The following is a 12364-nucleotide window of genomic DNA, read 5'->3' as shown; positions in this document are numbered from 1 at the left end:
CACAAATGGCGCAGCCCATCGCGCATGCATCCGGCGGGTTTGACAGCGCGCGAAAGCCGGTGATCATCACGCCACCCATCGCTGCGAAGGCCCGACATGACCACGATCCAGACCCACACCCTGCGGGACGGCGACAGCGCCGTGACTCTGCTGTCACTTGGCGCGATCACCCAGGATTGGCAGGTCCGCGACGCCAGCGGCGCGACAGTACACGCCGTTCTCGGGCACGCCGACGCTGAAGACTACCGCCGTTTTCCCGGCTCCATGGGGGTGATCGTCGGGCGCGTGGCGAACCGGATCGCCGGGGCGCGGTTCACGCTGAACGGCGAAACCTGGGTCCTGCCGGCAAACGAAGGCACGAAACAGCTGCATGGGGGTCCCGACGGCTGGCAGCATCGGCACTGGGCAATGGCGCCCGACGGCCCCGGGCGGGTGCGCCTGTCGCTGCACTCGCCTGATGGCGACATGGGCTTTCCCGGTGAGGTCGACGTTCAGGTGATCGTCACGCTCAACGGAACCGCCCTGACCTATGACATGACGGCGACACCCGACCGCCCGACGCCGATCAACATGGCCAATCACAACTATTACAACCTGATGGGATCCGGGCCGATCTGGGATCACGGCATGCAGATCAACGCGGGCGCCTACACGCCGGTCGACGATGCGCTGATCCCCACAGGCCGGATCGTCCCGGTTGCTTCCACGAAATACGATTTCCGTACCCCCTGCACCCTTGGCAAGGCTGACCCGGACCGGATCGGCAGCGATATCAACCTGGTGCTCAGTGGCGCGCAGCCGGCCGTCACGGTAACCGCCCCGAACGGCCTGCGCCTGCGCCTGACCACCGATCAGCCGGGGGTGCAACTCTACACCGGCGGCGGCTTGTCCCCCAGGGGCACACAGTTGCCCGGTCAGACACACGCCGCGTTCACCGGCTTCGCGCTCGAGCCGCAGAACTTCCCCGACGCGGTCAACCAACCAGCCTTTCCGTCAGTCATCTTCACACCGGAAAAACCCTACCGCCAGGTCACGACGATCGACATCGCGCCTGCCTAGCCTCATCATCTTGCCGAAAATATCCTCGGGGGAGCGCGAGGGGGCAGACAGCCCCCTCGCATCACCTCGAACCGGGCATCAACCGGCCTTGGTTTCCGCTTCGATCTGCGCCCGCGACTTCCGCGCGCGCTCGGTCGCCGATTTCAGCTGCCCGCAGGCCGCCATGATATCTTCCCCCCGCGGAGTCCGGATCGGCGAGGCGTAGCCCGCCTTGTAGACGATATCGGCAAAGGCCTCGATCCGCGCCCAGTCGCTGCGCTGATACGGTGCGCCGGGCCATTCGTTGAAGGGGATCAGGTTGATCTTGGCCGGGATGCCCTTGATCAGGCTGACCAGCCGCCGCGCATCCGCATCGCTATCGTTCACATCCTTCAGCATCACGTATTCGAACGTGATCCGTTCCGAATTCGACACCTTGGGATAATCCCGCAGCGCGTTCAGCAATGTCTCGATGTTCCAGCGCTTGTTGATCGGCACCAGCTTGTCGCGCACCTCGTCGGTCGTGGCATGGAAACTCACCGCCAGCTGACAACCGATCTCCTCGGCGGTCTTGGCGATCTCGGGCACGACGCCACTGGTCGACAGCGTGATCCGGCGACGCGACAGGGCGATCCCTTCGCCATCCATCGCGATCTTCATCGCGTCTCGCACGTTGTCGAAATTATAGAGCGGCTCACCCATGCCCATCAGCACGATGTTGGACAAAAGTCGCGGGCCGTTCTCGCCCGTTCCCTGCCCCGGTTCCGGCCATTCGTCCAGGTCGTCGCGCGCCAGCATGATCTGCCCGACGATTTCCCCGGCGGTCAGGTTGCGCACCAGCTTCTGCGTGCCGGTGTGACAGAACGAACAGGTCAGCGTGCACCCCACCTGGGACGAAATGCACAACGTGCCCCGGTCTTCCTCGGGGATATAGACCACCTCGACCTCATGCCCGCCGGCGATCCGCACCAGGTACTTGCGGGTGCCATCGGCGCTGACATGCTTGGTCACCACCTCGGGCAGGGCGATCACGAAATGCTCGGCCAACTGCGCGCGATAGGCCTTGGCGAGGTTCGTCATCTCGGCAAAGTCGCGCACGCCCCAATGATACAGCCACTGCCAGATCTGGTTGACCCGCATCTTGGCCTGCTTTTCCGGCGTGCCCATCGCGATCAGGGCATCGCGCATCCGGTCACGGGTCAACCCGACAAGGTTGACCGGCCCCTCCGGCAGCTTGCGGGGGATCGTTGCAACGTCCTGGGTGATCGGCGCGGTGGCGTCCATGGGGTCGTCCTTCGGGAAAACAGGCACTTCTCATACAGGATTCGCGGGGATTTGCAAAAGCCTAAGCCACGGACCGATCGGCCCGTCCCATCATCTTGCTGAAAATATCCCGGGGGGTGTGGGGGGCTGGCCCCCCACGGGTCAAACGCGCACCTTACTGTGAACAGCGCTTCTCCGCGTCCTCGATCGCCGCCGTGAACCCAAGCAGTGAAAACGTGTCCTTGGTGTTCGTGCCACGCGACGACCGCGCCGCGACAATGGCGGACGATCCGCGTTTCATCGCGGTCACCAGCTTGGCGTCGTCGGCCGGCGTTGCCGGCCAGGCCCACTCGCCCTCGGTGAACAGTTCGAACTCGTTGCCGTCGACATTGACGTTGACGGTCGACCCCGGCGCGAACGGGTAGCCGCCGGTAAAGGCCACCTGGCCCTTGACCTCGGCGCCCGGGCGGAAAAACACCATCAGCAGGATGTCGCCACGGGTCACTGCAACCACCCGGCCCTCCTTGGTGTTGACGCTTTCCTTGTAGGTCGTCACCGCCCAGCATTCACGCGGATCGCTTTCCTCGAAAACGCTCCAGTCCGTGACAGAGTTGACGCGGTTGGTGCTTTCTTCCTGCGCCAGCGATGCGGTCGCCGACAGACACAGCAACGCCCCGGCCACACTCCGCGAAAAGATGGATACCATGTGCCAGCCTCCAGCTGTCATTTGCCTCAATCCTTGTGTTGCGCCATACCTGTTCCGGCTTGTTCTTGCGCGCAACCATTTTACACTCGACGACGGCACATTAGACTGAAATACCAAGACCGCGAAAGCCCTCTTGGCAGAATTTCGCCTGTTTGTGAGGATCACATGCCCATTGCACCCGCACCGCTCGTCGAAATCTGGCGTGGCCCCTTCGCCGAAAGCCACCATTTCGGCCACGCCGTGATCTGCGATGATACCGGCCAGATCGTCGAGGCCTGGGGCGACCCGGACGCGGTGATGCTGCCGCGCAGTTCGTCCAAGATGATCCAGGCGCTGCCGCTGGTCACCTCTGGTGCCGCGTCGAAATTCGGCCTGACCGAAAGCCAGCTGGCGCTGTCCTGTGCCAGCCACCAGGGTGCGCCGCTGCACGTCGACATGGCGAATGCCTGGCTCGCGGACCTTGGTCTTGACGACGACGCCCTGCGCTGCGGCCCGCAACAGACCCGCGATCCCGATCTGAAGAAAGAGATGATCAAGACCGACCAGTCACCGTGCCAGGTGCACAACAACTGTTCCGGCAAGCACTGCGGCTTCCTGACCCTGACGAAACACCTGGGCGCCGGTCCGGAATATGTCGAAATCGACCATCCGGTGCAAAAGGCCGCCCGCGACGCATTCGAAACCGTCACCGGGATGGACAGCCCGGGCTATGGTATCGACGGCTGTTCGGCCCCGAACTTTGCCACCACGATGCACGGCATGGCCCGCGCGATGGCGTTCTTCGCTTCGGCGCACGACCGGTCAGACAGCCTGTCGCAGGCGGCCGCGCAACTGGTCAAGGCCATGTATACCTATCCCGAAAACGTCGCCGGCGAAGGCCGTGCCTGCACCGAATTGATGCGCGCCACAACGGAACCCGTCGCACTGAAAACCGGGGCAGAGGGCTATTTCATCGCCATCCTGCCCGAACGCCGCATGGGTGTCGCGCTCAAGGCGCTGGACGGTGCGACCCGGGCCAGCGAATGCACCATGGCCGCCCTTCTGGTGCGTCTGGGCGTGCTGGACCCGAACCACCCCGCGACGCTGAAACGAATGAACGCCCCCGTCACCAACTGGCGCGGGATCGAAACCGGCGCGATCCGGCCCGCGCCCGGGCTTCTGGCGTGAGCAAGAAAAAGGCAAAGGCCATGACCCCCGAAGAGATCGCCCAACTGCCCTATCGCCGCAATGTCGGCGTGATGCTTGTCAACGGTGACGGCCACGTCTTTGTCGGCCAGCGCATCGACAGCGAGGTTCCGGCCTGGCAGATGCCACAGGGCGGAATCGACAAGAACGAAGACCCGCGGGCCGCCGCCCTGCGCGAGCTCGAAGAGGAAACCGGTGTCCCGGCATCGCTGGTGACGGTCGAGGCCGAAACCGACGGCTGGATCGCCTATGACCTGCCGCATGACATCGTGCCAAAGATCTGGAAAGGCCGCTTCAAGGGGCAGGAACAGAAATGGTTCCTGCTGCGGTTCCACGGTCAGGACAGCGATATCCGGCTGGATGCGGACGATCATCAGGAATTCAGCGAATGGCGCTGGCTGCCGCCCGCCGACCTGCCCGGCCAGATCGTTCCGTTCAAGCGCGCGGTCTACGAAAAGGTTCTGCAATGCTTTGCCGCGCGGCTCTGATCGCCGCGCTCATCTTTCCCCTTCCGGCGTGGGCGCTGTCCTGCCCGCCCGCCAGTTTCGACTCCGATTTCCGGCGCACGCAGGCCTCTGACGACCTGTACCTGATCGCCCGTGGCACGCTGATGTTCGACGTGCGCTCGGTGCCCCGGCACGACCCAGACCGGGCGGGCAACCCGCCCGCATCCACCGACATCAAGGCATTCTTCAAGGGCAGCTCGCTCAGCCGTCGCGGGTTTCACCCTGGCCTGCGGGTACCGGTGACCCTGCGCCTGCGGTGCCGTGGCCACCGGTGCGCCACGCCGCTGTCCGGGATCCGCTACCTCGCCTTTCTCAAGCGAGAGGGCGACGACTACGTCATCACCGCCTCGCCCTGCCCCGGAATGCTGTATCCCGAACCGACGCCGGATCTGCTGGAAACCGCGCAACGTTGCATGGCGGGCGGCCCCTGCGAACCGCCGCATCGCGATTGACCACGCCCACCACCGTGCTACCAAGACGTTCATGCTCGATATCTTCCTAAAGACCCTGCCCTTTTTCGCGCTGATCGGCGTCGGCTACGTCGCCGGGCGCACGCGGTTCTTTACCGAGGAAGCCACCGCCTACCTGACCAAGTTCGTCTTCTACTTTGCCCTGTCGGCGATGTTGTTCCGGTTCTCGGCCAACCTGTCGCTGTCGGAAATCTATGACGGGCGCGTGCTGGCGGCCTATCTCTGGGGCACGGCGGTGGTCTATGGCATCGCCATGGCGGTGGCGTTCCTGCGCGGGCTCGATACCCAGACCGCCGCGATCGAGGCGCAATGCGCCGCCATCGGAAACACCGGATTCCTGGGCGTGCCGATGTTGGCCCTGCTTCTGGGACAAGAGGCCATAGGCCCGATCATCCTTGTGCTGTCGACCGACCTGATCGTGTTTTCGTCGCTGCTGGTGATCCTTGTGGTCGGGTCACGTCAGGGCAAGATGGACATCACCATCTTCCGCACCGTGGCGCTTGGCCTGGCCAAGAACCCGATGATCGTTGCCATCGTTCTGGGGCTGTGCGTGTCGGCGACGTCGGTGCCGATCCCGGCGGCGGTCAACGAATTCCTGTCGACGCTGGGCGCGGCGGCGACCCCCGGCGCGCTCTTTGCCATCGGCGCCTCTCTGGCGTCGAAATCCGCCGAACGGTTGCAGATCGCGGGCTGGCTCAGCTTTTGCAAGCTGATCCTGCACCCGGCGTTCGTCGCGGCGGGGGCCTTCGTCTTTTTTCCCACCGATCCCTACAAGGCCGGGGTGATCGTCTCGGCCGCCGCCCTGCCCGTCGCCGGCAACGTGTTCATCCTGGCCCAGCACTACGGCATCGCGCCGCAACGGGTGTCGGCCTCGATCCTGATTTCGACCACGATCAGCATCCTGACCGTGTCGCTTGTGATCGCCTGGGTCACCGGCGTCTGATCCCGCTTGGCCCCGCCGCGCCGATGCGGTAGCCAAGGATCAAAGTTGGAGGGGTCCCCATGCAGACAGTTTCAGAAAACAAGTGTTTCGGCGGCGTTCAGGGGGTCTATACCCATGCGTCCACGGCATGTTCCTGCGACATGACCTTTGGTCTGTTCCTGCCGCCGCAGGCCGCCGATGGCCCGGTACCCGTGTTGTGGTACCTGTCGGGCCTGACCTGCACCCATGAAAACGCCATGACCAAGGCAGGCGCGCAAGGCTGGGCCGCCGAGGCAGGCATTGCGCTGGTCTTCCCCGACACCTCGCCACGCGGCGATGACGTGGCCGATGACGAAGCCTATGACCTGGGCAAGGGCGCCGGGTTCTATGTGAACGCGACCGAGGCCCCCTGGGCCCCGCATTTCAACATGTGGGATTACGTGGCAGACGATCTGCCCGCCGTGCTGGCGGCCAACTTTCCCCTGGACATGAGCCGCCAGGCCATCACCGGGCATTCCATGGGCGGGCATGGCGCGCTGACGCTGGCCATGGGCCTGCCGGGCCGGTTCCGCTCGGTATCCGCCTTTGCCCCGATCGCCAACCCGACCGGCAGCGACTGGGGCCGGGTCCAGTTGGCGGCGTATATCGGCGACGACGAACGCACCTGGGGGGCGCATGACGCCAGCAAGCTGATGGCGCAGCACGGATTTGATGGGCCCGTGCTGGTGGACCAGGGCACTGACGACCAGTTCCTGAACCTGCTGCGCCCCGAAACCCTGTCGCAAGCGATGGCGGCAAAACGGCAGGACGGGACCTTCCGCATGCAGAAGGGCTATGACCACAGCTATTACTTCGTCTCGACCTTCATGCCCGATCACATCGCCTTTCACGCCGAGGCGCTGTTTGCCTGATCCCGCAACGATCCGTCCGGCGCAACTTGCCGATGCCGACGCACTGGGCAGGCTGCACATGCCGGTGTGGCGGGCGACGTATCGCGACATCGCCCCTCAGGCGCTGATCGACAAGCTGGAGGACCGCCAATGACGCTCTACATCGACGCCGACGCCTGCCCGGTCAAGGCAGAGGCCGAACAGGTCGCCACCCGGCACAAGGTGCAGATGATGCTGGTCTCAAACGGCGGGCTGCGCCCGTCGCGCAACCCCTATGTCGAAACCGTCATCGTCCCGGATGGCCCGGACGAGGCCGACAAGTGGATCGCCGAACGCGCCGGACCCGCCGACGTGGTGGTGACGGGCGACATCCCGCTGGCGGCGAAATGCGTGGCGGCCGGCGCGCAGGTGTTGCGCCACAACGGAGAGCCCTTCACCGAGGCGAACATCGGCCAGCAACTGGCGATGCGCGACCTGATGGCCGATCTGCGCGCCGCCGATCCGTTCCGCCAGGGCGGCGGCCGGGCCTTTTCCAAATCTGACAAGTCGCGTTTTCTGAACGCACTGGAAACCGCGATGCGCAAGGCGTCGCAAAGAGGCTAGACGCTGACGGTCTTGTCTGACCATCTGTGCAGATGCTGACCGCGATCCGATCCAACCCCGCCCTCCTGGGCAGTCTCAGCGCCGTGATCGCGGTGGTCTGTTTTTCCGTCAACGACGTGGTGATCAAATTCCTGTCGGGCGGTTATGCCCTGCACCAGGTGGTGCTGATACGGGCCATCATCAGCCTTGTCTTTCTTCTGACCGTCTTCCGCCCGCTGTCGGGCGGGTGGGCCGCGCTGAGGACAAGGAAACTGGGCTGGCACATCGCGCGCGGGGCCTGCGTGGTGATGGCCAACATGACGTTTTTCCTGGGGTTGGCCGCGATGCCGCTGGCTGAAGGCGTGGCGATCTTCTTTGTCTCGCCGCTACTGATCACCGTGTTTTCCGTCATCTTCCTGCGCGAAATCGTTGGCCCCCTGCGATGGAGCGCGATTTTCGTCGGGCTTCTGGGTGTCCTGATCGTGCTGCGCCCGGGCACGGCGGCGTTCCAGTGGGCGGCGCTTCTGCCGATGCTGGCCGCCTTCGGCTATGCCGCGCTGCACATTCTGACCCGCCACATCGGCAAAACCGAAAGCGCGCTGGCGCTGGCGTTCTACATTCAGGTCGTGTTCATTGTCGTCGCGCTGGCGATGGGGCTGATGTTCGGGCGCGGACAATTCGGCAATCAATCCGATCCGTCTCTGGCCTTTCTGTTCCGCGCCTGGGTCTGGCCCGATCCACATGACCTGTGGATTTTCCTGGTCATCGGCGCCACGTCTGTCACCGGCGGCTATTTCATCTCTGTCGCCTATCGCATTTCCGAAGCGGCGCTGGTGGCCCCGTTCGAATACGCCGCAATGCCGCTGGCCGTGGTTTGGGGGCTGGTCGTGTTTGGCGAATGGCCTGACAGCGTGGCCATGGGCGGCATCGCACTCATCCTTGGCTCCGGTCTGTTCATGATCTGGAGAGAGACACTGCGCGGTCGCACATCACTGGAAACTCCGAAACGGCGCTGACAGGGCTTTGCCCTCCGCACAAACGCCGATAGGTTGCGGGCAAGACAACGCAGGGGGCAACACGGCATGGCAATCGAAGCCGTCATATTCGACATCGGCAACGTGTTGCTGCACTGGCAACCGCGCGCGCATTTCGACCGCGTGCTGGGCGACGCGCGCAGCGCACAGCTGTTTTCCGACGTGCCATTGTTCGAAACCCACCTAAAGGCTGACCAGGGCGGCGACATGCAGGCCCTGTTTACCGAACTTGCCGGTCGGTACCCGGAATGGCAGGCCGAAATCCGGATGTGGGTCGATGACTGGCTGTCGCTGGTGCCGGGCCAGATCGACCGGTCTGTTGAAACGTTGCAAGCCTTGCGGCGGCAGCACATTCCGGTCTTCGCACTCAGCAACTTTCCCGACGGGGCGTTCGACCTGACCGAAATCGCTTTTCCGTTCCTTCGGGATTTCGACCGCCGCTATATCTCTGGCCGGTTGAAGATGGCGAAACCCGATGCCGCGATCTTTGCCCATGTCGAGTCAGACTGCGGCATCGCACCGGATCGGCTGCTGTTCACCGACGACAGTCCGGCCAATATCGACGCCGCCCGCGCGCGTGGCTGGCAAACCCACCTGTTCGAGGGGCCCGAAGGTTGGGAAACCTGCCTTGCCCGTCACGGCCTTCTGGAAAGGGCAGAGCCATGACCACTCCGGACTTCATCCCGTTCGAGGGCGAAACCAGGCTGGACTGGCTTGGTCTGGTCGAAGCGTTCAAGGCCGGGCATCGGTTGCCCAAGGCCGACATCGCTGACACCTTCCTCTATCGCGGGGCCGACACGCTGTTGAACCGTGCGGCCTGGATCGACGGGCTGGGGCTTGCGGTGAAAAGCGCCACGATCTTTCCCGGCAATACCGCGATCGGCACACCATCCGTGAACGGGGGTGTCTGCCTGTATTCCGATACCGACGGCCTGCTCGAAGCGGTGATCGACTTCCACCTGGTGACCAAGTGGAAAACCGCGGGCGACAGCCTGATGGGCGCACTGCACCTGGCGCGCCCGGACAGCAAACTGGTGCTGATCGTCGGGGCCGGCACCGTGGCCCGTTCGCTGTACGAGGCATATTCCGCCGGGTTCCCGGGTGCCCGGTTCCTGCTGTGGAACCGCACCTTCGACAAGGCACAGGCCATGGCCGACGACCTGCCCAATGCGCAGGCCCTGCCCGATCTGGCAGAGGCGGTGGCACAGGCCGATATCATCACCTGCGCCACGATGACGACCGACCCCGTGATCAAGGGCGACTGGCTGCGCCCGGGCCAGCACCTTGACCTGATCGGGGCCTATCGTCCCGACATGCGAGAGGCCGACGATACCGCAATTCGCCACGCGCGGGTGTTCGTCGACAGTTTCGACACCACGCTTGACCATATCGGGGAGCTCAAGACCCCGCTGGTCAACGGGGTCATTTCCCGTGCCGACGTTCTGGGCGATTTCTATGATCTTGCGCCGTTTCAGCGCGCGCCAGAGGACATCACGCTTTTCAAGAACGGGGGCGGCGCGCATCTTGACCTGATGACAAGCCGATACATCCTCGACCGCTGGCGCGCCCCGTCGTGACCCCGGACGCTGCCCTTCTCTGGGCTGCCGCGGCTGCCGGAGCGGTTCCGGCGCTGCGCGAAGCCCTGCGCAAACCGATGACCGAAGAAGTGCGCCGTGCCGCGCCCGGCGCCTTTGTCGATCTGCCCAAGGGACGCACGCACTATTGCTGGCTCGGTCGGCAGCGCGGACCGATTGCGGTTTGCGTGCACGGCCTGACCACCCCGTCTTTCGTCTGGCGCGGGTTGGCGCGGCAACTGGCCTCGCTCGGCTTCCGGGTCCTGATCTACGACCTTTATGGACGTGGCTATTCTGATCGCCCGAAAGAGGCCAACACCCCCGCCTATTTCGTCAAGCAACTGCACGACCTCTTGGCTGCGCTGGACGTCGACGGCGATATCACGCTGTTCGGCTATTCCATGGGCGGCGTCATCGCATCCGGCTTTGCCGCGAAATACCCCAACATGCTGCGCCGCCTGGTCTTGATTGCGCCCGCCGGGATGCAAACCGATCTTGGCCGCACCGCGAAATTTGCCACCGAATGGCCGGTGGTGGGCGACTGGGTGTTCCACATGGCCTATCCATCGGTTCTGAAACGCGGCTACCGGGCCGAGCGCGAGGTGGCAAAAAGCGTTGAACGGCTGGAAGAGATGCAACTGGCAGAGCTGACCTACAGGGGTTACCTGCGCTCGGTCCTGTCAAGTCTGCGCTACACCCTGCGCCACCCCATACCCGCGATCCACAAACAGGTGGCGCTGAACGGCGTGCCGGTGGCCGCGATCTGGGGGCGCGATGACACAGTGATCCCGATTGCCGGGCTTGGTCAGTTGGCGCAATGGAACCGCAAGGCCCACCAAGAGGTGATCGAAGGCGCGGGCCACGGCCTTGTCTATACCCACACCGACGAACTGGGGGACATGATCGCCCGGCTGACAGGCTTGCGGGCCTAAGCCAGGACGCCGCCTGTCACGCGGTTTTCCCGCACCGGCAGATGCACGATGGCGCTGAACGCGCCAACACCCACACCGATCCACCAGACAAAGGTATAGTCGCCGAAGGCGTCATACATCCGCCCGCCCAGCCAGACACCCAGGAAGCTGCCCAGCTGGTGCGACAGGAACACGATGCCATAAAGCGTGCCCATGTAGCGCAGACCATAGAGATGCGCGACCAACCCGGCGGTCAAAGGCACGGTCGCCAGCCAAAGCGAACCCATCGCGACCGAGAACACGATCACCGACACCGGCGTGATCGGCAGCAGGATGAACACCGCCCCGATGACCGTCCGCGCGGCATAGATCCCCGCCAGCAGGTATTTCTTGGACCACCGCTTGCCCGCCCAGCCGGCCAGCAGCGTGCCGCCGATATTGGCCGCGCCGATCAGCGCGATCGACACCGCGCCCAGCGCGCTGGTCGTCGTCACCCCCAGCCCGTGCAGCACCCCGCCGGGCTGGATCGGACCGCACATTTCCGTCACGAAGGCCGGGAAATGCGCCGTGATGAAGGACAGCTGATAACCACAGCTGAAAAAGCCAAGAAAGATCAGCGTATAGGACGGATCGCGAAAGGCCTTGCCCAGGATCTCGCCCATGCTTTCCTGCAATTCGATCTTGCTGGCAGCAGGGGCGCGCATCATCGGCAGCACCATGAGAACCGCAAGGATCGCGGCGGCAAAGACAAGGAACACAGTTTGCCAGGGCATCATCCCCAGCAGCCATTCCGCCACCGGTGCACCCAGAATCTGCCCGCCACTGCCCGCCGCCGTGGCAATCGCCAGGCTCATCGACCGGTTTTCGTCACTCGCGGCCCGGCCAACGACGGCAAGGATCACGCCCATGCCGGTGCCCGCGATGCCAAACCCGACCAGCACCTCGTACCACTGGTGCGCCTGCGGGCTGACGGCAAAGGACGACAGCACCAGCCCCGCGGCATAGACCAGCGCCCCGATGATGATCGCGCGCCGGTCACCCAGCTTTTCCGCCGCCGCACCGAACAGCGGCTGCCCGATCCCCCAGGCCAGGTTCTGGATCGCGATGGCCAGGCTGAATTCCGACCGCAGCCAGCCGAACTCTTCTGCGATGGGGATCTGGAACACCCCGAAACTGGCCCGGATGGCAAAGGATACAAGAATGATCACGCAGCCGGCAATCAGCACGGGCGTGAAAAGGGGGGTACGCGCTTGCATGGCTCTCTCCTGTTCGCGCGTGGAAAT

General features: G+C 64.3%; 15 protein-coding genes. 12 read left to right on the top strand and 3 right to left on the bottom strand.

Annotated elements, in window-relative coordinates:
- The first annotated feature begins 96 nt into the window (after positions 1–96).
- On the top strand, positions 97–1059 hold the full coding sequence (locus VK792_RS05415) for an aldose epimerase family protein (RefSeq protein WP_326296339.1): 963 nt from the start codon (positions 97–99) through the stop codon (positions 1057–1059).
- Positions 1060–1137: 78 nt separating this feature from the next.
- On the opposite strand, the gene rlmN is transcribed toward VK792_RS05415, so the two are convergent.
- The gene (gene rlmN / locus VK792_RS05410; RefSeq protein WP_326296338.1) at positions 1138–2322 is read right to left on the bottom strand and encodes a dual-specificity RNA methyltransferase RlmN; all 1185 of its coding nucleotides are present in this window, start codon (positions 2320–2322) and stop codon (positions 1138–1140) included.
- 154 nt (positions 2323–2476) lie between these two features.
- The gene (locus VK792_RS05405; RefSeq protein ID WP_326296422.1) at positions 2477–3007 is read right to left on the bottom strand and encodes an invasion associated locus B family protein; all 531 of its coding nucleotides are present in this window, start codon (positions 3005–3007) and stop codon (positions 2477–2479) included.
- Positions 3008–3172: 165 nt separating this feature from the next.
- Here VK792_RS05405 and VK792_RS05400 point away from each other — a divergent pair, with 165 nt between their 5' ends.
- The 11 genes from VK792_RS05400 (at position 3173) to VK792_RS05350 (ending at position 11102) form a co-directional block, all read left to right on the top strand.
- On the top strand, positions 3173–4174 hold the full coding sequence (locus VK792_RS05400; RefSeq protein WP_326296337.1) for an asparaginase: 1002 nt from the start codon (positions 3173–3175) through the stop codon (positions 4172–4174).
- Between the two features lie 20 nt (positions 4175–4194).
- Positions 4195–4680 carry an RNA pyrophosphohydrolase gene (locus VK792_RS05395; RefSeq protein ID WP_326296336.1) on the top strand — a complete coding sequence of 162 codons (486 nt, stop codon included), beginning with the start codon at positions 4195–4197 and terminating at the stop codon, positions 4678–4680.
- The gene (locus VK792_RS05390) at positions 4659–5150 is read left to right on the top strand and encodes a hypothetical protein (RefSeq protein ID WP_326296335.1); all 492 of its coding nucleotides are present in this window, start codon (positions 4659–4661) and stop codon (positions 5148–5150) included. Before VK792_RS05395 ends, VK792_RS05390 begins: the two co-directional genes overlap by 22 nt.
- Positions 5151–5181: 31 nt before the next feature.
- A complete protein-coding gene (locus tag VK792_RS05385) occupies positions 5182–6111 on the top strand; it encodes an AEC family transporter (RefSeq protein WP_326296334.1) in 930 nt (309 codons plus the stop codon).
- A 59-nt stretch (positions 6112–6170) separates the two neighbouring features.
- Positions 6171–7001, top strand: coding sequence for an S-formylglutathione hydrolase (gene fghA / locus VK792_RS05380; RefSeq protein WP_326296333.1), 831 nt, complete (start codon positions 6171–6173; stop codon positions 6999–7001).
- Positions 6994–7134 (top strand): hypothetical protein, encoded by a 141-nt coding sequence (locus VK792_RS05375; protein ID WP_326296332.1) that lies wholly within the window; start codon positions 6994–6996, stop codon positions 7132–7134. The genes fghA and VK792_RS05375 overlap by 8 nt, the downstream gene beginning before the upstream one ends.
- Positions 7131–7583, top strand: coding sequence for a YaiI/YqxD family protein (locus VK792_RS05370; protein ID WP_326296331.1), 453 nt, complete (start codon positions 7131–7133; stop codon positions 7581–7583). The genes VK792_RS05375 and VK792_RS05370 overlap by 4 nt, the downstream gene beginning before the upstream one ends.
- A gap of 32 nt (positions 7584–7615) precedes the next feature.
- Positions 7616–8578 carry a DMT family transporter gene (locus VK792_RS05365; RefSeq protein WP_326296330.1) on the top strand — a complete coding sequence of 321 codons (963 nt, stop codon included), beginning with the start codon at positions 7616–7618 and terminating at the stop codon, positions 8576–8578.
- A 66-nt stretch (positions 8579–8644) separates the two neighbouring features.
- A complete protein-coding gene (locus VK792_RS05360) occupies positions 8645–9262 on the top strand; it encodes an HAD family hydrolase (RefSeq protein ID WP_326296329.1) in 618 nt (205 codons plus the stop codon).
- Positions 9259–10173 carry an ornithine cyclodeaminase family protein gene (locus VK792_RS05355; protein ID WP_326296328.1) on the top strand — a complete coding sequence of 305 codons (915 nt, stop codon included), beginning with the start codon at positions 9259–9261 and terminating at the stop codon, positions 10171–10173. Before VK792_RS05360 ends, VK792_RS05355 begins: the two co-directional genes overlap by 4 nt.
- Complete coding sequence (locus tag VK792_RS05350) at positions 10170–11102, top strand: alpha/beta fold hydrolase (RefSeq protein ID WP_326296327.1); 933 nt, start codon at positions 10170–10172, stop codon at positions 11100–11102. Before VK792_RS05355 ends, VK792_RS05350 begins: the two co-directional genes overlap by 4 nt.
- Here VK792_RS05350 and VK792_RS05345 read toward each other — a convergent pair.
- Positions 11099–12337: an MFS transporter gene (locus tag VK792_RS05345; RefSeq protein ID WP_326296326.1), complete on the bottom strand. Its 1239-nt coding sequence runs from the start codon at positions 12335–12337 to the stop codon at positions 11099–11101. The genes VK792_RS05350 and VK792_RS05345 overlap by 4 nt on opposite strands.
- Positions 12338–12364: the final 27 nt, after the last annotated feature.

Source organism: Mesobacterium hydrothermale (assembly GCF_035818635.1).
Taxonomy (GTDB): Bacteria; Pseudomonadota; Alphaproteobacteria; order Rhodobacterales; family Rhodobacteraceae; genus Mesobacterium_A; species Mesobacterium_A hydrothermale.
This window is presented reverse-complemented; position numbering and strand designations above follow the sequence as displayed.